Genomic DNA, 19,157 nt, shown 5'->3' on the forward strand with positions numbered 1-19,157 from the left:
AGGCCGGGCAAAGGTTGTTTTTTCTGGAAGCATTGGATCGGGCCGTCGACGGCCGGAACCCCGCTGATATCAGGGGTTTGCGCGACGTCAGGATGGGAAGAAATGGTAACAGAACGGGTTCGCCCAGGGAACCGGAATGATGGCCTGGAGGTGTAAAAGGTACGCTGGAGTGAGCGGGGATCGCGTGGTGTGCTGGCCCGGACGTCGGATCGCGACTGAAGTCGCTCCTACCGGTGCCGTCCCCCACCCTGTAGGAGCGACTTCAGTCGCGATCAGGTGTTCGCCACCAACACCCAACCCTCCAACGCCCGCCGCCGCCAGGCATCGTCCACCCCCACGCCGGGCACGCAACGCAGGGTATCGCCCTCATAGACCAGCGGCCACTGCCGGCGCCGCCAGGGCGGCACCCCGGCGGCCCGCCACAGTTCCGCCACCCGCTGATGACAGCCGTTGCGGTGCAGGCGCTCGCCGCCGGCGGCCGGCACCAGCCGCAGGGGGCCGGCGTCCACCGGCCGCCACAGGGTGGCGGCTTGTCCCTGCCCCGCCGGCGCCAGACGCCAGGCGCCCAGGGCCACCGGCCGGTGGCCCGCCGGCCAAGGGTACTCCCGGTCCAGGGGGGCCAGCGCGGCCTGGTCCAATAGATAGAGATCACCGGCGAACCGGCGCACCTGCCAGCGATCCCACTGCACCCGGGCGGCCCGATCCGGGGGCGCCGCCAGCAGCGCCTCGATCTGGGCCAACAAGGCCCGGCCGGGGCCGCCGGCGCCGGCCCGGGCCAGCCACCAGCGCAGCAGATTACGCCGCCGGGGGCCGCTCAGGACGGTCACCGTGAGCGGCAGCCGGTCCACCTCCGCGCCCAGGGCCAGGGCGTCCTCGGCGGCCCGCTCGGCCAGCAGGTCGGCGGCCTCCGCCTGATGTTCGGCGGCCACCGCCAGGCGCCGGGCCGCCGCCGGCCAGCGGGCGGCCAGCGCCGGCAGCACCGTGCCACGCAGGTAATTACGGTCGAGACTCTGATCCTGGTTGCTGGGGTCTTCCAGCCAGGGCCAGCCGCCCTGCTCCGCCAGCGCCGCCAACCGCCGGCGGGATACCGACAGCAGCGGCCGCCACAGCGGCACGCCCTGCCAGTCCCCGTGTTCACGGATGGCCGCCAGGCCGGCCACGCCGGCGCCGCGCAGCAGCCGCAGCAATAGTGTTTCGGCCTGGTCGTCCCGGTGGTGAGCGGTAATCAGGGTGGCGCCCCGGGCGCGGGCCGCCAGGGCCCGGTAGCGGGCTTCACGGGCGCCGGCTTCCAGGCCGGCGGTGGTGTCCACGGTGACCCTTTCGGTCTGGAAGGCCAGGCCCAGGGCGGCGGCCTGGCGCTGGCAGTGCCCGGCCCAGGCGGCGCTGTCCGGGTGCAGGCCATGGTCCACATGGGCCACGGTCAGGCGCGGGCCCAGGCCGGCGCGGGCCAGGGCATGCAACAGCACGGTGGAATCCAGGCCGCCGCTGAACGCCAGCCACAGCGGCCCGGGCGGGGCGCGCCGGGCCAGGTCGGTGGTCAGTGTATCCAGGGAAATATCGCGGCGCGGGGCCATGGTCGGGTCGGTCGGGGACTAGTCGTCCACCGATTCGCTGGTCACGTTGCCGTAGCTCATCAGCCGCTGGTAACGGCGTTCGACCAGGTCTTCCACGGACAGCTCCGACAGGCTGGCGAGCTGTTCCACCAGGGCCCGGCGCACCGAATCGGCGGCCTGATCGTAGTCCCGGTGGGCGCCGCCCAGGGGCTCCTTGATGACCTGATCGACGATGCCCAGTTCGTGCAGACGGCTGGCGTCCACGCCCATGGCCGCCGCCGCTTCCGGGGCCTTGTCGGCGCTGCGCCACAGAATCGAGGCACAACCTTCCGGGGAGATCACCGAATAGGTGGAGTACTCGAGCATCTGCAGGTGGTCGCAAACGCCGATGGCCAGTGCCCCGCCGGAGCCGCCCTCGCCGATCACGGTGGCCACGATCGGCACTTTCAGCTGGGACATCACGCGCAGGTTGCGGGCGATGGCTTCCGACTGCCCGCGCTCCTCGGCGTCGATGCCGGGGAAGGCACCGGGTGTGTCGATAAAGGTGAGGATCGGCATTTTGAAGCGCTCGGCCATCTCCATCAGGCGCAGGGCCTTGCGGTAGCCTTCCGGTTTCGGCATGCCGAAGTTGCGGCGCACCTTTTCCTTCACTTCGCGGCCTTTCTGGTGGCCGATCACCATTACCGGCCGGTCATCCAGCCGGGTGACCCCGCCGACGATGGCCGGGTCGTCCGCGAAACTGCGGTCGCCGTGCAACTCATCGAAGCCGCCGAACAGGCGCTGCACGTAGTCCAGCGTGTAAGGCCGTTTCGGATGCCGTGACAATTGCGAGATCTGCCAGGCGCTGAGGTTGCCGAAAATGTTTTCGGTGAGCGTGATGCTCTTCTCCTGGAGCTTGCTGATCTCCTCGGAGATGTTGACCTCGCTGCCGCTGCCCACCAGCCGCAGTTCCTCGATTTTCGCTTCCAGATCGGCGATGGGTTGTTCAAATTCGAGGAAGTTCGGATTCATGTGCTACCCCTTTCCATAGTGCGGTCAAGTGTAGCCGCAAGCGCTGGACAGCGTCGAGGGACGCTGTCGGTTCTTAGGTTGCAAGTTGTTACCGTCACGGTGCGCCGTTTGGTGGCGCCGGCATCGCGGCTGAAGCCGCTCCTACACCATCATCCCCGGCCACGATACCGCCCGACCCCGGGCCGCGTACCGCATCACCCCGGGCCACGTACCGCCCGACCCCGGGCCGCGTACCGCATGATCCCGGGCCACGGCACCGCATGATACCCGGCCACGTACCGCTCGCCCCCGGGCCACCGCACCGCATGACCCCGGGCCACGGCGCCCGATGCTGGCACGGTAGGAGCGACTTCAGTCGCGATCCGGCGCCGGATCAATACTCCAAGGTCACGGCCTTGTCACCGTAACGGCCGCGCAGATCATCCACCAGGGATTCATGGGGAATCACCCGCCAGTCGTCGCCCAGGAACATGGACACATCCGCCTCCCGGTGTTTCAGGTCCAGCAGCACCGCCAGCCCGCCGCCCTGGCCGTTGGCCCGGTAAGGCGCCAGGGTCCGGTTGAGGGTGGCCGGCAGGCCATCGTCCACCGGCACCTTGACGCGCAGGCGGCGGCCGAAGGTGGCGCGGGCCTCGCGCATGTCCATGACCTCGTCGGCGATCAGGTTAAAGCCGCCGGTGTAGTCGTCCATGCGCACCCCGCCGCGTATCACCAGTAGCGCGTCCTTCTGTACCCGCTCGCCGAACTGGGCGAAGGTCTTGCCGAACACCGACACTTCCAGGCGCCCGGTTTTGTCGTCCAGGGTGATGAACGCCATGCGCTCGCCGCTGCGTTTGCTGCGGGTGATGCGCAGCGCCACCACCAGGCCGGCCACCGTGGCCGCCTCGCCCTTGCCGGTGGGTTGCAGAGCGTTGAGCCGGTTGCTGACGAACTGGCGCACCTCGGTTTCAAACTGGTCGATGGGGTGGCCGGTCAGGAACAGGCCCAGGGTGTCCCGTTCGCCGTTGAGGCGGATTTCGTCGTTCCAGTCCCGGGCCGGTTTCCAGGCCACCTCGGTGGTGGCGCTGTGATCGTCGCCGCCACCGAACAGATCCATCATGCCGGCGGCCTGGTTGCGGGCGTCCTGCTCGGCGGCGGCGATGGCGTCCGGCAGCGTGGCCATCAGCACGGCCCGGTCGTTGAAGTGCTGGTTGGGCCCCAGCTTGTCCAGGGCGCCGGCGCGCACCAGCGCCTCCAGGGAGCGCTTATTGGTTTTCTTCAGGTCGATGCGACGGCAGAAATCGAACAGGTCCTCGAAGGAGCGACCGGTGTCGCCTTCCTCGCCGCTGGCGCCCCGGGCGCTGACGATGGCCTCGATGGGGCCTTCACCCAGGCCCTTGATGGCGCCCAGGCCGTAGACGATGTCGCCATCCGGGTTAACGGTGAACCGGTAGCCGCAGGAGTTCACGTCCGGCGGCAGCACCTTGAGGCCCATGGACTTGGCCTCGTCGATGAAGGTCACCACCTTGTCGGTGTTCTGCATATCCGCGGAGATCACCGCGGCCATGAATTCCGCCGGGTAATGGGCCTTCAGCCAGGCGGTCTGGTAGGCCACCAGGGCGTAGGCGGCGGAGTGGGATTTGTTGAAGCCGTAGCCGGCGAATTTTTCCACCAGGTCGAAGATCTTCATCGCCAGGTCCGGGTCGATGCCCTTGTCCTTGGCGCCGGATTCGAAGATCTCGCGCTGCTTGGCCATCTCCTCGGGCTTCTTCTTACCCATGGCGCGGCGCAGCATGTCCGCGCCACCCAGGGTGTAGCCGGCCAGCACCTGGGCGATCTGCATCACCTGTTCCTGGTATAGGATCACCCCGTAGGTGGGCTTGAGGATCGGCTCCAGCCATTCGTGCTGGTACTGCGGGTCCGGGTAGGCCAGCGGCTCGCGGCCGTGTTTCCGGTTGATGAAGTTGTCCACCATGCCGGATTCCAGGGGCCCCGGCCGGTACAGCGCCACCAGTGCGATGATGTCCTCGAACACGTCGGGCTTGAGCTTCTTGATCAGCTCCTTCATGCCCTGACTTTCAAGCTGGAATACGGCGGTGGTGTCGCCCTTCTTGAGCAGGTCGAAGCTGGGCTTGTCCTCCAGCGGAATGCGCTCGATCTCCAGCGGCCCCTCGCCTTCCCGCTCGCGGCGCACATTGGCGGCCTTCACCGCCCAGTCGATGATGGTCAGGGTCTTCAGACCCAGGAAGTCGAACTTGACCAGGCCGGCGGCTTCCACGTCGTCCTTGTCGTACTGGGTAACCAGGTTGTCGCCTTCCTCGTCACAGTGCAGCGGCGCGAAGTCGGTGAGCTTGCCCGGGGCGATCACCACGCCGCCGGCGTGCTTGCCCACGTTGCGGGTCAGGCCTTCAAGCTTGAAGGCCATCTCCATGATTTCGTTGACCGCTTCCTTATCCGGGTTGCCGTCGTCTTCCAGGAATTCGCGCAGGTTGTCTTCCTGCTCCAGGGCTTTGCTCAGGGTCATGCCCGGGGTGCCGGGAATCATCTTGGAGAGCCGGTCGGCCATGCCGTAGGGCTTGCCCTGCACCCGCGCCACGTCGCGCACCACCGCCTTGGCGGCCATGGTGCCGAAGGTGATGATCTGGCTCACCGCGTCGCGGCCGTATTTGTCGGCCACGTAGTTGATCACCCGGTCGCGCTTCTCCATGCAGAAGTCCACGTCGAAGTCGGGCATGGAAACCCGTTCCGGGTTAAGGAAACGTTCGAACAGCAGGTCGTATTCGATCGGGTCCAGGTCGGTGATCTTGAGCGCGTAGGCCACCAGGGAACCGGCACCGGAACCCCGGCCGGGGCCCACCGGCACCTCGTGCTGCTTACCCCACTGGATAAAGTCCGCCACGATCAGAAAGTAACCGGGGAAGCCCATCTGATTGATGATGTCCAGCTCGAACCGCAGGCGCTCGTCGTAGGGTGCGCGCTTCTCGTCGTAGTCCGCATCGGCGCGGTCGAGCAGCACCGCCAGGCGCTCCTCCAGCCCCTCCCGGGACACCTTGCCGAAGTACTCCTCGATGGTCAGTCCCTCGGGGATCGGGAAATCCGGCAGGAAGTTCTCGCCGAGGCGGATGTCCAGGGTACAGCGGCGGGCGATCTCCACGCTGTTTTCCAGGGCCTCGGGCAGGTCGGAGAACAGCGCCGCCATTTCCTCTTCGCTTTTCAGGTACTGCTGCTCGGAGTACTTACGGGGCCGGCGTGGGTCGTCCAGGGTGTTGCCGTCGTGGATGCAGACACGGGCTTCGTGGGCCTCGAAATCCTCCGGCCGCAGGAAGCGCACGTCGTTGGTGGCCACCACCGGCAGCCCCAGGTCGGCGGCCAGGGCCACGCTGGCGTGCAGGCAGTCCTCGTCGCCGGGCCGCTCGGTGCGCTGCACCTCCAGATAGAAGCGGTCCCCGAACACGCGCTGGTAGTCCGCCGCCCGCTCCCGGGCCTGGTCGGTCTTGCCGGACAGCAGCAGCCGCCCTATTTCGCCAAAGCGCGCCCCGGACAGCAGAATCAGGCCCTGGTTGAGTTCCAGCAGCCACTCCCGGCGGATCAGCGCCCGGCCCCGGTGCTGGTTGCTCTGCCAGGCGCGGCTGATCAGCAGCGTCAGGTTGCGGTAGCCGTCCTCGTTCTGCACCAGACAGCACACATAGTGCGGTTCGTCTTCCGGGTCGTCCGCCTGCACCCACAGGTCGGCGCCCATGATCGGTTTGAGGCCGGCGTTCATGGCGCCGGAGTAGAACTTGATCAGGGCGAACAGGTTGTTCTCGTCGGTGACCGCCACCGCCGGCATACGCTGCTCACCACAGGCCTTGATCAGTTCCTTGACGCGCACCACCCCGTCCACCAGGGAATAGTCGGTGTGCACACGCAAATGAACAAAGCGGGGTTCAGTCAAAGCCGGGCTCCCGGGTAACAGAGGAAGAAAGGGATTGGTAACAGGCCGCCACCGGCGCGAACGAGCGCCGGTGTTCGGCCAGCGGGCCATGCTCGCGCAGCGCCGCCAAGTGGGCGGCGGTGGGGTAACCCTTGTGACGGTCGAAACCGTACACCGGATGGCGCCGGTGCAGGGCCACCATTTCCGCGTCCCGGGCCACCTTGGCCAGGATCGAGGCGGCGGCGATGGCCGGCACTCGGCCGTCGCCCTTGACCACCGCCTCCGCCGGGCAGGCGAACACCGGGCTGCGGTTGCCGTCCACCAGCACCGCGTCCACCTGCACGGTCAGGGATTCCACCGCCCGCACCATGGCCAGGTGGGTGGCATGGTAGATGTTCAGATCATCGATTTCATGGTGCTCGGCACGGCCCAGGGCCCAGCCCAGGGCGCGCTCGCGGATCGCCACCGCCAACCGCTCACGGCGGGCCGGCGTGAGCTTCTTGGAATCCGCCAGGCCATCGATGGGCCGCGCCGGGTCCAGCACCACCGCCGCGGTGACCACCGCGCCCACCAGCGGGCCACGGCCCACCTCGTCGACGCCGGCCAGTTGCATGCCTTCACGCCAGGCGAAGGCACTGGGGTGGAACGGTTCGGCCAGCGGGTACTCGGCAAAGGGGCCGGCGAACGGGCCGGGCATCAGTGGTCCTCCTGCAGCAGCGCCGCCACCGCCGTGGCGGCCTTTTCGCTGGCGCCGCCGCGCAGTTCCCGGTGCACGCGGGTGAAATCGTCGCGCAGACGGGCCACCCCGTCCGGGTCGTCCAGCCAGGCGGCCACGGCGTCCGCCAGGGCGGCGCCGTTTAGCGCCTGCTGCACCAGTTCCGGCACCAGCGGCTTGCGGCACAGCAGATTGGGTAACGCCACATAGTCGCTTTTCACCAGCCGCGAGACAATGGCGAAGGTCACCGCGCCGAGCCGGTAGCCCACCACCATGGGCTTCTTCAGCAACATGCCCTCCAGGGTGGCGGTGCCAGAGGCCATCATCACCGCGTCGGCGGCGGCCATCACCGTGCGGCCCTGGCCATCCACCACCGTCACCGGCAGCTCGGTGCCGGCCAGGGCGGCGTCGATCTGGGCCCGGCGGGCGCCGTTGGCGGCGGGAATCACGAAACGCAGGTCCGGATAACGGGCCCGCAGCCGCACCATGGCATCGGTGAAATCGGGCATCAACTGCCCCACTTCGCCGCCCCGGCTGCCGGGCAGCACGGCGAGAATACGGCCCTCTTCCGCCAGCCCCAGTTCACGGCGGGCCGCCCGGGCGTCCACCTCCAGCTCGATCATGTCCGCCAGCGGGTGGCCGACGAAGGCCACCGGCACGCCGTGCTCTTCGTAGAAGCGGGCCTCGAACGGAAACAGGGTAAGCATCAGGTCCACATCCCGGCGGATGCCCTTGACCCGCCCCTGGCGCCAGGCCCATACCGACGGGCTCACGTAGTGCACGGTCTTGAGGCCGGCGGCATGGACCCGTTTCGCCACGCCCAGGGTGAAATCCGGGGAGTCGATGGTGATCACCACCGCCGGGCGCCGGGCCAGCAGGTCGTCCACCAGTTGCCGGCGCAGCCGGAACAGCTCCGGCAGATGGCGGATCACCTCGGTGATGCCCATCACCGACAGTTTTTCCATGGGGAACAGGCTGTGCTGGCCGGCGGCGGCCATGCGCTCGCCGCCCACGCCGATAAAGCGGGCGTCCGGCCAGCGCCGGCGCAACGCCGCGATCAGGCCGGCGCCCAGCAGGTCACCGGAGGTTTCACCGGCGACCAGGGCAATCAGCGGGGCTTGGCGGGTATCCATGGCGGATACCTTAGCGGGTGATGCCGCGCTCCGAGGCGCGCAGGGAATCCAGGAACAGGGCCAGCGGCGGACAACCGTCCCGCTGGGGTTCCAGCTCGGCGATGGCCTGCTCCAGGGTCAGACCACGGCGGTAGACGGTCTTGTAGGCGCGGCGCAGGGTGGCGATCACGTCCGCGTCCCAGCCACGCCGGCGCATGCCCTCGAAGTTCATGCTGCGCGCCGAGGCCGGGTTGCCGCCCACCATCACATAGGCGGGAATGTCCTTGAGCACCAGGCTGCAGCCGGCGGTCATGGCGTAGGAGCCGATGCGGCAGAACTGATGGATACCGGTCATGCCGCCCAGGATCACGCCATCGCCGATTTTCACGTGGCCGGCGATGCCGGTGGTGTTGGCGAAAATATTGTCGCTGCCGATGCGGCAATCGTGGGCCACGTGCACGGTGGCCATCAGCAGGTTGTTGTTACCCAGGCTGGTGATGCCCTCGTCCTGCACGGTGCCCCGGTGCAGGGTGCAGTGCTCGCGGATCACGTTGTTGTCGCCGATTTCCAGGCGCGTGGGTTCCCCGCGGTACTTCTTGTCCTGGCATTCCTCGCCCACCGAGGCGAACTGGAAGATGCGATTGTTCTCGCCAATGCGGGTGGGCCCCTGGATGACCACGTGCGGCCCGATCACCGTGCCGGCGCCAATGGTGACGTGGGCGCCGATCACGGAATAAGGGCCGACTTCCACGTCGCTGGCCAGTTCCGCTTTGGGGTCGATGATGGCTGTGGGATGAATCATGGTCGGGGGGGTCCGCCCTGGCGTTGCGAATGGGATGGAAAGGCGAGAAGTATACCCTGGGGCCGCCGCCTCTAGCGACGGCTCCAGCGGCGATTCACACTCGCTGTTCAGCCACCAGCAGGTCACAGGCCGCCACCAGTTTGCCGTCCACTTCCGCGTGGCAGGAGAACTTGGCGATGTTACGGCGGTGGGTGAGCCACTCGGAGTTCAGCGTCAGCCGGTCGCCGGGTACCACCTGGCGTTTGAAGCGCGCCCGGTCGGTGCCCACCAGCAGATAGATGAAACCGTCCGCCGGGCGCTTGTTCTCGGTGACAAAACCGAGAATGCCGGAGGCCTGGGCCAGCGCCTCGATGATCAGCACGCCGGGCATGATCGGTTCCTGGGGGAAATGCCCGTTGAAGAAGGGCTCGTTGATGGAGACGTTTTTGTACGCCTCGATGCGTTTGCCGGGCTCCACGGAAACCACGCGGTCCACCAGCAAAAAGGGATAGCGGTGAGGCAGGTATTCCCTCACCTCATGAATGTCCATCATGCTCTGTATCCAAACAAAAGACAGGGAGCGCCGGGGAACACACCTCTCGGGAGGCTACTCTCCGGCGTCACGCTCCAGTTTACGCACCCGGCGATGCAGTTCGTCCAGATGCCGGAATCGGGCCACATTGCGACGATAACGGTCCTGCCTGTCCACCGGAAGAGCGGAACCGTAGGTTCCCGGCTCGCTGATCGAGCGGGACACCAGGGACATACCCAGGATTTGCACCTTGTCGCAGATTTCCAGGTGCCCGGAAAGGCCGGCGGCGCCGCCGATCATGCATTGGGCGCCGATGCGCGTGCTGCCGGCGATGCCCACCTTGCCGGCGATGGCGGTGTGATCACCGATCACCACGTTATGGGCCACCTGGATCTGATTATCCAGGATCACCCCATTGCCGATCACGGTATCGTCGATGGCGCCCCGGTCCACGGTGGTGCCGGCGCCAATTTCCACGTCGGCGCCGATGCGCACACCGCCCACCTGGGCGATCTTGGTCCAGCCGTCGGCACCGGGCGCGAAGCCGAAACCGTCGGCACCCAGCACGCAATGGGCGTGTATGATAGAGCGCGGCCCGATGGTGACACCATGGTAAATTGTAACATTTGGCCAGATATGACAGCCGTCGCCGATCTCACAGCGCGCGCCGATCACGGTGTTGGCGCCAATCACCACGCCCTCGCCGATCACCACGTCCGCCTCGATCACCACATTGGGCCCGATGCTGGCCGACGCCGGCACCCGCGCGGCGGGGTCCACCACCGCCGAGGGGTGCACCCCGGGCGGGGCCACCGGCGCCGTGTCGAAGTGCCGGCTGACGCGGGCATAGGCCATGTAGGGGTCGCTCACCACCAGCGCCGCCACCGGGCAATGTTCGAGCTGGTCGGCGCGCAGCAGCACCGCCGCCGCGCCGGTGGTTTCCAGCTGCGAGCGATAGCGCGGATTGGCCAGAAAGCTGAGCTGGTCGCCCCGGGCGGACGCCAGGGTGCCGAGGCCGCTGACCTGGAGATCCTCCGGGCCGTGCAGCTCGGCACCCAGTTCCTCGGCGAGAAAAGCCAGAGTCACCGCCATCGGATTACTTCATGCTGTTGAGTTGTTTGGTGACAGCGCCGGTGATGTCCATATTGGATTGCACATACACCACCGCCTGGGCGTTCATCACCACGTCCAGATTCTCACGCTCGGCCACGGTTTCCACCGCCTGCTTGAGCTTGGGCTCCATCACTTCCAGGATTTCCTGCTGGCCCTTGTTCAGTTTGCGCTGGGCGGACTGACGCAGGTTCTGCAGCTCGATCATCTTTTGCTGACCCTTGGTTTGCAGGTCCTGGCGCTCGTCCTCGCTCATGGTCATGCCTTCTTTTTCCAGGCGACCGCGCAGTTTTTCCACTTCACCACCGAGACGGTCCAGGCGGGCCTGTTCGTCCTTGAGGGAGGATTCCAGTTTGCCAAAACGGTCCTGGAATTCACTGGCCTGTTGCAGCGCACCGATGGGGTCGACAACCCCGATGCGTTGTTCGGCGGCGGCAAGGACGGGCAGCATCAGCAAAGCGGCAAGCAATGTTTTTTTCATGATTGACTCCTAAAAGGTTTGTCCCAGGGAGAACTGGAACACTTCCGTGTCATCACCGGACTGGTCGTTGAGCGGCGTGGCCAGGTTAAAGCTCAGGGGCCCGATGGCGGTGAGCCAGCTCAGACCGATACCGGCGGAAGCACGCAGTTCGTTGGTGTCGAATTCGTCGAGTCCGTTATCGTCATTGGTATCGAACACATTACCCGCGTCCACGAACAGGAAGGTGCGCACGCTGCGCGATTCCGTCGCGAACGGGGTCGGGAAGATCAGCTCCAGGCTGGCTTCGGTGAGCAGGTTACCACCGATCGGGTCCGGATCGGGATCACCGACGCCACGGTTTTCATAATAAAGCGCCGGTGAACGGGGACCCAGGGAGCGGGATTCATAGCCACGCACCGAGCCGATGCCACCGCCGTAGTAGGCTTCGAAGAACGGCAGGCCCCGGTCGTCGGCGTAGCCGTCACCGTAGCCCACGTTGCCTCGGGTGCGCACGGTCCAGCGGTTGGTGATCGGGAAGTACTTCTCCCCTTCCCAGCCGACCTTGTAGAACAGGTAGTCGGAGCCCGGCACCGCCGCTTCCAGGCGGAAGGTGCTGGCCCAGCCCCGGTCGGGCAGGATGCCCCGGTTCAGGGTGCTGGTGCGCAGCGAGGCGTTGAATTTGAACTCGTTGAACTTGTCGCCTTCACGCTGCAGGAAGTCGTTGATGGCCACGGCGATGTAATCGCCCTGCTGCACCTTGGTCTGCTCGATACCACCGCCGAAGTTCAGGCGGGTGTACTCGGAGATCGGGTAACCGAAGGTGACGTTGCCGCCGGCCCGGTCCGCCCCATAGGAGGACAGGCGGGTCTCGTCGAAGTCGATCTTCGAGTAGAACAGGCTGAAGCCACGGCTGACACCGTCCAGGGTGTAGTACGGGTTGTAGTGCGAGAAGCTGTAGGAATCGCGGATGTCACTGCGGCTCAGGGAGAACGACACCCGGTTACCGTTACCACGGAAGTTGTTCTGGCTGATGTTGGCGCCGAAGATCACGCCGGAGGCATCGGAATAGCCCACGTTGGCGCCAATCGAACCGGACGGCTGCTCCTGCACGTCGTAGTTCACGTCCACCAGGTCATCGGCGCCGGGCACCCGGTCGGTTTTCGCTTCCACGGTGGAGAAATAGCCGAGCCGCTGCAGACGCTCCCGGGAAAGGTCGATCAGGGAGGTGTTGGCGGGGGCGTCCTCGAACTGACGCAGCTCCCGGCGCAGCACTTCATCCTCGGTCTTGATGTTGCCGCTGAAGCCGATGCGGTTCACATAGACGCGGCGGCCCGGGTCCACGTAGAAGGTCACGTCCACGGTATCACCGTCGCCGGTTTCCTGCTCCACGCCACGCACTTCGGCGAAGGTGTAGCCCTCGTTGCCGAGGCGGCGCTTGATCAGATCACTGGTGTAGGTGACCAGCTGCTGGCTGAACACCTGACCTTTCTGGATCACCACCAGCGGTTTCAGTTCTTTCTCATCCACCACCAGGTCGCCGGACAGCCGCACGTCGTTGACGCGGAACTGCTTGCCTTCGGCCACGTTGACGGTGATCAGCACGCGCTCGCGGTCCGGGGTCACCGACACCTGGGTGGATTCGATGGAGAAGTTGATATAGCCCCGGTCCAGGTAGTAGGAGCGCAGGCGCTCCAGGTCACCGGCCAGACGCTGGCGGGAATACTTGTCGTCGCCCTTGATGAACGACCAGAAATGGGAGGGGCTGAGTTCGAAGTCTTCCAGCAACTCCTCGTCGCTGAACAGGCTGTTGCCGACGATGTTGATGTCGCTGATGCGCGCCGCCTTGCCTTCGTAGATCTTGATCTTCAGCGCCACCCGGTTACGCGGCAGCGGCGTCACCTCGGTTTCGATGTCGGCGCCGTAGCGGCCCTGGGCGATGTACTGCCGCTCCAGCTCACCGGAGATCGCCTCCAGGGTGGAGCGCTGGAACACCTCGCCCTCGGCGAGACCCGCCTGGGTCAGGCCCTTGCGCAGGTCTTCCTCCTCGATGGACTTGTTGCCCTCCAGCTCGATGCGGGCGACGCTCGGCCGCTCGGCCACCACCACCACCAGATCGTCGCCGTCGCGGCCCAGCTGCACGTTCTCGTAGTTGCCGGTGGCGAACAGGCGCTTGACCGCCTCGCGCACCGCCGCCTGGTCGATGGTGTCACCGGCCTGGATCGGCAGGGCCGCGTAGACCCGCTCCACCGGAAGCCTCTGCAGCCCCTCGATGCGGATGTCGCGGACCTTGAACGGCAGACCGGCTTCGGTCTGCGCCTGGGCCGGGAAGAAAATACAGAAACAGACGATAACCAGGGTGGCGCCCAGCAGGCGTCTCAGGGAGGTATTTGCGGCGAAATTCATGAAAACTGTCGCACCAGGTCGTTATAGATGGCCAACAACATGAAACTGACCACCAGCGTCAGCCCGACGCCCTGCGCGGTACTCAGGAACCGCTCAGGCAGGCTGCGCCCGCGTATCATTTCAATGATGCCGAAGAGAATCCAGCCACCGTCCAGCATGGGCACGGGCAGCAAATTGATGATCCCGAGCGTGATGCTCAGGTAAGCCAGCAACATCAGGAAGCTGGCGAAACCCACGGCGGCGCTTTCACCCGCCACCTGGGCTATGGTCACCGGGCCGCCGAGACTGTCCAGCGGCAAATGACCGGTAAAGAGTTTGGCCACGCTGGCCCAGATCACATTGACCTGCTGGCCGAAGCGGTCGGCGGCGGCGCCCACCGCCTGGGCCGGCGCGTAGGTGTGTTCCACCAGACCGCCAGGGCCGACGCCCAGCTGCCCCACGGTGGCGCCTTCGAACTGCACCGGTTGCGGATACAGGGTCAGGTCCAGCACCCGGCCGTCGCGCAGCACGGTGGCCGGCAGGGCCTGGTCGGCGCTGCTCTGCAGCAGCTCCCGCCAGGCCCCCCAGCCCGCCACCGGCTCGCCGTTGGTGGTCAGAACCAGATCGCCGACCTGGACGCCGGAGCGCACCGCGCCGCTGTCCTCGGCGATGCGGCCGATCTGCACCGCCGGGCGCAGGCCCAGTACGGTGAGCGGCGACTGGTCCGGGGCCGCCGACCAGCTGGCCATGTCCAGGGCCCGGGTGGCGATGTCGCCATCCGCCTCACGCACCTTCACCGGCACCGGCGCGTCCTCGCCCAGATGCAGCACCAGGGCGCTGATCACGTCCTGCCAGCCTTCCACCTCGCGGCCGTCCACCGCCAGCCAGCGGTCGCCGGCCTGGAAGCCGGCCTCGGCGGCCGGGGATTGCGCCACCGGCAGGCCGATCACCGCCAGGCTGTCGCGCTGGCCCACGGACATCATCAGCAGCCAGTAGATCAGGAAGGCGAGAATGAAATTGAACACCGGCCCGGCCGCATAGGTGATCACCCGCTGCCAGGCCGGCTTGCCGGAAAATTCCTCGTCGTCGCGGGCGTCCGGCGGCAATTCGCCGTCGCGGCGGTCCAGCGGCTTGACGAAGCCGCCCAGAGGAATGGCGCTGATCACCCAGTCGGTGCCCTTCTTGTCGGTGAAGCGCAGCAGACGGGGGCCGAAACCCACGGAAAAGGTGAGCACGCGCACGCCAAAGGCACGCATGGCCAGAAAGTGACCCCACTCATGGAAGGCCACGATGACCAAGATGGTGACGACAAAGGCCAACAGCGTCAGCATGCCCACTCCTTGATAAGGCGCCGGGCCAGAACCCGGGCCTCACTGTCCACATTCATGACCGCGTCCACGTCGGCGCAGTCCGGGGCCGGCAAACCGGCCAGGGTATCCTGCACCACCGCCGCGATGCCGTTGAAACCCAGCCGCCGGTCGAGAAAAGCGGCCACTGCTTCCTCGTTGGCGGCGTTGAGCACCGCGGTGGCGGCGCCACCGGTCTCCATCGCCTGCCGGGCCAGGCCCAGGCAGGGGAAGGCGGCGTCGTCCGGGGCCCGGAAATCGAGCCCCGCCAGGGTCCGGAAATCCAGCGTCTCGGCGCCGGAGTCGATGCGCTCCGGCCAGGACAGCGCGCAGGCAATCGGCGTGCGCATGTCCGGGGTGCCCATTTGCGCCAGCACCGAACCGTCCAGGTATTCGACCATGGAATGCACCACGCTTTGCGGGTGAATCACCACGTCGATGCGTGCCGGCGGCACATCGAACAGCCAGCACGCCTCGATGAACTCCAGCCCCTTGTTCATCAGGGTGGCGGAATCCACGGAAATCTTGGGTCCCATGTCCCAGTTGGGATGGCGCACCGCCTGTTCCGGCGTCACCGTCTCCAGCCGCGCCCGGTCCCAGCCCAGGAAAGGGCCACCGGAGGCGGTCAACAGCAGCCGCCGCACCCCCGGCCCGACGCCCTCCCGGGGCAGGCACTGGAAGATGGCGTTGTGCTCCGAGTCCACCGGCAGCAGGGTGGCGCCGTGACGGCGCACCGCGTCCATGAACAGGGCGCCGGTGACCACCAGGGTCTCCTTGTTGGCGAGCAGGATCTTCTTGCCCGCCTCCACCGCCGCCAGGGTCGGCCGCACGCCGGCGGCGCCGACGATGGCGGCCACCACGGTGTCCGCCTCGTCCAGGGCCGCCACCTGGGCCACGCCCTGATGGCCGCCCAGGACCTCGGTGTCTGACCCGGCCTCCCGGAGATGGTTCCGAAGCAACTCGGCGCCGGCCTCATCGGCCAGTGCCGCGTAGCGCGGGCGCCAGTGCAGGCAGTGCTCGGCCAGTTCCCGCCAGCGGTGGCCGGCGGTGAGGCCCACCACCCGGTAACGTTGCGGATGGCGGGCCAGCACATCCAGGGTCTGGCGGCCGATGCTGCCGGTGGCGCCGAGAATGGTAACCGCTTCGGGGGCTGTCGTCTCCCCGCTGGGGCCGCTCGGGCCGCTCAAAGCTGGCCTCCGGGGAGCGCGAACCAGTTGAGCCCGGCCAGCGCCACCGGCAGGGCCGCGGTGACGCTGTCGATGCGATCCAGCATGCCGCCGTGGCCGGGCAGCACCGTGCCGCTGTCCTTGATGCCCCGCTGGCGCTTGACCATGCTTTCGAACAGGTCACCCAGCACCGAGGCCAGCACCGTCAGCAACGCCACCAGCATCAGCGCCGGCAGGCGCGCCTCCAGCCAGCCGGTGTAGAACACCGCGGCCACCACCAGCAGCGCCAGCAACGCGCCGCCGATCAGCCCTTCCACGGTCTTGCCCGGGCTCACCCGGGGCGCCAGCTTGTGGCGGCCCAGGGCGCGGCCGGCGAAATAGGCGCCGGTGTCCGCCGCCCACACCCAAACCAGAATGAACAGCAGCGCCCAAGGGCCCGCCAGCCCCAGGGCGCCGTGGTCCTGCAGCTCCACCACCGCCATCCAGGACGGCACCAGCACCAGCCAGCCCACCGGCACCATCACCGCCGGCCGGAACCAGTAGCCGGCGTTGCGCGGATAGCCCAGCACCGCCACCAGCGCCAGCAGCCACCACAGTGGCAGCAGGGTGAACAGCCAGGCCGGTCGGAATACCTCGGTGGCCACCATCAGCAGCGCCAGCGACAGGCACCAAAGCAGGCGCAAGGGGCGGCTCAGAGCGCCGATCATGCCGGCCCATTCCCAGCCGCCGACCAGGAAAAAGGCCCCGGCCACCACGGCGAACGGCAGGCGCTCCAGGCCGAACACGGCGCCCAGCACCACCGGCAGCAGTACCAGAGCGGTGATCACCCGCAATTTCAGCATTCGGATTCTCCGTCGGCGCCGAGTTGTTCACCGGAACGCCCGAAACGACGCTGCCGGCCGGCGTAATCGGCCAGAGCGGCGTCCAGTTCGTCGCCGTCGAAATCCGGCCACAGGGCCGGCGTGAAGTAGAGCTCCGCGTAGGCCGCCTGCCACAGCAGAAAATTGCTCAGGCGGTGCTCGCCGCCGGTGCGGATCAGCAGGTCCAGCGGCGGCAGGTCGGCGGTGGAGATGCGCTCGCCCAGGGCGACCGCGTCGATATTGTCCGGGTCCAGCGTGCCGTCGCGCACTTCCCGGGCCAGGGACGCGGCGGCCTGGGCCAGATCCCACTGGCCGCCGTAGTTGACCGCCACCACCACCGTCATGCGGTCGTTGCCGGCGGTGCGCCGCTCCGCTTCCACCATGCCGTCGCGCAGGGTCTTGTCGAAGGCGGAACGGTCGCCGATAAAGCGCAGCCGCACCCGGTGGTCGTGCAGCTGGTCCACCCGCTGGCCCAGCGCGTTGACGAACAGGCCCATCAGATGATTGACCTCATCCTCCGGGCGGCGCCAGTTCTCGGAGCTGAAGGCGAACAGGGTGACCACCTCCACGCCGTGGCGGGCGGCGCGGCGAATCACCTTCTGCAAGGTGTGTTCGCCGGCACGGTGCCCCTCCGCGCCGGGCAGACCCCGGCGCCGGGCCCAGCGATTGTTGCCGTCCATGATGATCGCCACGTGGCGGGGCACCGCGCCCTGGTGGCTATCGATATCCGGTGCCGAGGAGTCGGGTTTATTATCGTCCATAAAAAAGGTCGGGCTGCCGACCAGCGGCATCCCGACGTCACCGTTCGATTGTATTCGGACAACGGCCGGAGGGGGCAGCACCCCACCCGATCACACCGTCATCAGTTCCTCTTCCTTGACCTTCAGCATTCTGTCCACTTCAGCCACCATCTTGTCGGTGAGCTGCTGGATCTGTTCCTCGCCGTGACGGGCCTCGTCCTCGGAGATTTCCTTCTCCTTGAGCAGGTCCTTAAAGTCGCCGTTGGCGTCCCGGCGAATATTACGGATCGCCACCTTGGCATGTTCGCCCTCGGCGCGCACGTGCTTCACCAGGCCCCTGCGGGTTTCCTCGGTGAGCGGCGGCAGCGGCAGGCGGATGACCACGCCGGCGGTGGACGGGTTGAGGCCCAGGTCCGAGGTCATGATCGCCCTTTCGATGTCCGGCACCAGGGACTTGTCGAACGGCGTGACCAGCAGGGTACGGCCCTCTTCCACGGAAATGTTGGCCAGCTGGTTGAGAGGCGTGTCCGAGCCATAATAGGACACGTGCAACCCATCCAGCAGGCTCGGATGGGCCCGGCCGGTGCGGGTTTTCTTGAGTGCCACGTCCAGCGCATCCAGGCTTTTCTTCATGCGCGACTGGGCGTCTTTCTGAATATCGTCGATCACCTTTGTTCCTCTCTGACTATTGCTCTCTGGCGGCTTCCACCAGGGTGCCTTCGCTGCCGCCCAGCATCAGGTTGAGCAGCGCGCCCTGCTTATTCATGTTGAACACGCGCAACGGCATGTCGTGGTCGCGGCACAGGCAGATCGCGGTGAGGTCCATGACGCCGAGCTTGCGGTCGATGACCTCGTCGTAGCTCAGACGCTCGTATTTTTCAGCGTTGGGATTGGTCACCGGATCGTCGTTGTAGACACCATCCACCTTGGTGGCCTTGAGCACCACGTCGGCGCTGATCTCGATGCCACGCAGGCAGGCGGCGGAATCCGTGGTGAAAAACGGATTGCCGGTGCCGGCGCAGAAAACCACCACTTCGCCGTTCTTCAGGTGCCGGTTGGCGTTGCGGTGGTCATAATGCTCCACGATGCCACTCATGGGAATGGCCGACATCAACCGGGTACGGATGTTGGAGCGCTCCAGGGCGTCGCGCATGGCCAGGCCGTTCATCACCGTGGCCAGCATGCCCATATGGTCGCCGGCCACCCGGTCCAGGCCCGCGGTCTGCAGCGCCGCGCCACGGAACAGGTTGCCGCCGCCGATCACCAGGCCCACCTGCACGCCGATACCCACCAGTTGGCCGATCTCCAGGGACAGGGTGTCCAGCACCCGGGGGTCGATACCGAACCCCTCTTCACCCGCCAGCGCCTCACCGCTCAACTTCAACAGAATACGGTTGTAGCGCGGCGAGCGCTCCTTGTTCTTGGCCATCTCTTGTTCTCCGCCACTCATGAATACCCGCCGTTTGTCCGACCGCCGGTGATGCTCCGGCGGTTAAT

16 protein-coding genes are annotated in these 19,157 nt (G+C 66.8%); all 16 read right to left on the bottom strand.

Translation table 11 applies throughout. The features are described from left to right. Window positions 1–272: 272 nt before the first annotated feature. Window positions 273–1,574 carry a tRNA lysidine(34) synthetase TilS gene (gene tilS / locus FGS76_RS19780; RefSeq protein WP_138772202.1) on the bottom strand — a complete coding sequence of 434 codons (1,302 nt, stop codon included), beginning with the start codon at window positions 1,572–1,574 and terminating at the stop codon, window positions 273–275. A gap of 18 nt (window positions 1,575–1,592) precedes the next feature. Next, complete coding sequence (gene accA, locus FGS76_RS08520) at window positions 1,593–2,564, bottom strand: acetyl-CoA carboxylase carboxyl transferase subunit alpha (protein WP_138772203.1); 972 nt, start codon at window positions 2,562–2,564, stop codon at window positions 1,593–1,595. A 373-nt stretch (window positions 2,565–2,937) separates the two neighbouring features. Next, the gene (gene dnaE, locus FGS76_RS08525; protein ID WP_205717221.1) at window positions 2,938–6,477 is read right to left on the bottom strand and encodes a DNA polymerase III subunit alpha; all 3,540 of its coding nucleotides are present in this window, start codon (window positions 6,475–6,477) and stop codon (window positions 2,938–2,940) included. Then, complete coding sequence (rnhB, locus tag FGS76_RS08530) at window positions 6,470–7,153, bottom strand: ribonuclease HII (protein WP_138772205.1); 684 nt, start codon at window positions 7,151–7,153, stop codon at window positions 6,470–6,472. The genes dnaE and rnhB overlap by 8 nt, the downstream gene beginning before the upstream one ends. Beyond that, a complete protein-coding gene (gene lpxB, locus FGS76_RS08535; protein ID WP_138772206.1) occupies window positions 7,153–8,304 on the bottom strand; it encodes a lipid-A-disaccharide synthase in 1,152 nt (383 codons plus the stop codon). Before lpxB ends, rnhB begins: the two co-directional genes overlap by 1 nt. A gap of 10 nt (window positions 8,305–8,314) precedes the next feature. After that, window positions 8,315–9,085, bottom strand: coding sequence for an acyl-ACP--UDP-N-acetylglucosamine O-acyltransferase (lpxA, locus tag FGS76_RS08540; protein ID WP_138772207.1), 771 nt, complete (start codon window positions 9,083–9,085; stop codon window positions 8,315–8,317). A 94-nt stretch (window positions 9,086–9,179) separates the two neighbouring features. Continuing rightward, window positions 9,180–9,617 carry a 3-hydroxyacyl-ACP dehydratase FabZ gene (gene fabZ / locus FGS76_RS08545; RefSeq protein WP_138772208.1) on the bottom strand — a complete coding sequence of 146 codons (438 nt, stop codon included), beginning with the start codon at window positions 9,615–9,617 and terminating at the stop codon, window positions 9,180–9,182. Window positions 9,618–9,671: 54 nt separating this feature from the next. Next, window positions 9,672–10,688 (bottom strand): UDP-3-O-(3-hydroxymyristoyl)glucosamine N-acyltransferase, encoded by a 1,017-nt coding sequence (gene lpxD, locus FGS76_RS08550; protein WP_138772209.1) that lies wholly within the window; start codon window positions 10,686–10,688, stop codon window positions 9,672–9,674. Window positions 10,689–10,692: 4 nt separating this feature from the next. Continuing rightward, window positions 10,693–11,187, bottom strand: a complete 495-nt coding sequence (locus FGS76_RS08555; RefSeq protein ID WP_138772210.1) for an OmpH/Skp family outer membrane protein — start codon at window positions 11,185–11,187, stop codon at window positions 10,693–10,695. A gap of 9 nt (window positions 11,188–11,196) precedes the next feature. Next, window positions 11,197–13,569, bottom strand: a complete 2,373-nt coding sequence (gene bamA, locus FGS76_RS08560; RefSeq protein ID WP_138772211.1) for an outer membrane protein assembly factor BamA — start codon at window positions 13,567–13,569, stop codon at window positions 11,197–11,199. Next, window positions 13,566–14,879 (bottom strand): RIP metalloprotease RseP, encoded by a 1,314-nt coding sequence (rseP, locus tag FGS76_RS08565; protein WP_138772212.1) that lies wholly within the window; start codon window positions 14,877–14,879, stop codon window positions 13,566–13,568. Before rseP ends, bamA begins: the two co-directional genes overlap by 4 nt. Beyond that, entirely contained in the window at window positions 14,873–16,081 is a 1,209-nt protein-coding gene (gene ispC, locus FGS76_RS08570) for a 1-deoxy-D-xylulose-5-phosphate reductoisomerase (RefSeq protein WP_138772213.1), read from the bottom strand. Before ispC ends, rseP begins: the two co-directional genes overlap by 7 nt. Beyond that, window positions 16,078–16,902, bottom strand: a complete 825-nt coding sequence (locus FGS76_RS08575) for a phosphatidate cytidylyltransferase (protein ID WP_138772214.1) — start codon at window positions 16,900–16,902, stop codon at window positions 16,078–16,080. Before FGS76_RS08575 ends, ispC begins: the two co-directional genes overlap by 4 nt. Further along, window positions 16,896–17,681 carry a polyprenyl diphosphate synthase gene (gene uppS / locus FGS76_RS08580; RefSeq protein ID WP_138772215.1) on the bottom strand — a complete coding sequence of 262 codons (786 nt, stop codon included), beginning with the start codon at window positions 17,679–17,681 and terminating at the stop codon, window positions 16,896–16,898. Before uppS ends, FGS76_RS08575 begins: the two co-directional genes overlap by 7 nt. A gap of 90 nt (window positions 17,682–17,771) precedes the next feature. Further along, window positions 17,772–18,329, bottom strand: coding sequence for a ribosome recycling factor (gene frr, locus FGS76_RS08585; RefSeq protein ID WP_138772216.1), 558 nt, complete (start codon window positions 18,327–18,329; stop codon window positions 17,772–17,774). Window positions 18,330–18,345: 16 nt separating this feature from the next. Next, complete coding sequence (pyrH, locus tag FGS76_RS08590) at window positions 18,346–19,089, bottom strand: UMP kinase (RefSeq protein WP_205717222.1); 744 nt, start codon at window positions 19,087–19,089, stop codon at window positions 18,346–18,348. Between the last annotated feature and the right edge of the window lie 68 nt (window positions 19,090–19,157).

Origin of the sequence: Alloalcanivorax gelatiniphagus, assembly GCF_005938655.1 — a bacterium.
Classification (GTDB): Bacteria; Pseudomonadota; Gammaproteobacteria; order Pseudomonadales; family Alcanivoracaceae; genus Alloalcanivorax; species Alloalcanivorax gelatiniphagus.

Excerpts from the sequence above, each read along its gene's own strand:
- FGS76_RS08575 (WP_138772214.1), bottom strand. The coding sequence starts at position 16,902 with ATGCTGAAATTGCGGGTGATCACCGCTCTGGTACTGCTGCCGGTGGTG.
- FGS76_RS08555 (WP_138772210.1), bottom strand. The coding sequence starts at position 11,187 with ATGAAAAAAACATTGCTTGCCGCTTTGCTGATGCTGCCCGTCCTTGCC.
- lpxA (WP_138772207.1), bottom strand. The coding sequence starts at position 9,085 with ATGATTCATCCCACAGCCATCATCGACCCCAAAGCGGAACTGGCCAGC.
- lpxB (WP_138772206.1), bottom strand. The coding sequence starts at position 8,304 with ATGGATACCCGCCAAGCCCCGCTGATTGCCCTGGTCGCCGGTGAAACC.
- fabZ (WP_138772208.1), bottom strand. The coding sequence starts at position 9,617 with ATGATGGACATTCATGAGGTGAGGGAATACCTGCCTCACCGCTATCCC.
- lpxD (WP_138772209.1), bottom strand. The coding sequence starts at position 10,688 with ATGGCGGTGACTCTGGCTTTTCTCGCCGAGGAACTGGGTGCCGAGCTG.
- rseP (WP_138772212.1), bottom strand. The coding sequence starts at position 14,879 with ATGCTGACGCTGTTGGCCTTTGTCGTCACCATCTTGGTCATCGTGGCC.
- accA (WP_138772203.1), bottom strand. The coding sequence starts at position 2,564 with ATGAATCCGAACTTCCTCGAATTTGAACAACCCATCGCCGATCTGGAA.
- uppS (WP_138772215.1), bottom strand. The coding sequence starts at position 17,681 with ATGGACGATAATAAACCCGACTCCTCGGCACCGGATATCGATAGCCAC.
- tilS (WP_138772202.1), bottom strand. The coding sequence starts at position 1,574 with ATGGCCCCGCGCCGCGATATTTCCCTGGATACACTGACCACCGACCTG.
- bamA (WP_138772211.1), bottom strand. The coding sequence starts at position 13,569 with ATGAATTTCGCCGCAAATACCTCCCTGAGACGCCTGCTGGGCGCCACC.
- rnhB (WP_138772205.1), bottom strand. The coding sequence starts at position 7,153 with ATGCCCGGCCCGTTCGCCGGCCCCTTTGCCGAGTACCCGCTGGCCGAA.
- pyrH (WP_205717222.1), bottom strand. The coding sequence starts at position 19,089 with ATGGCCAAGAACAAGGAGCGCTCGCCGCGCTACAACCGTATTCTGTTG.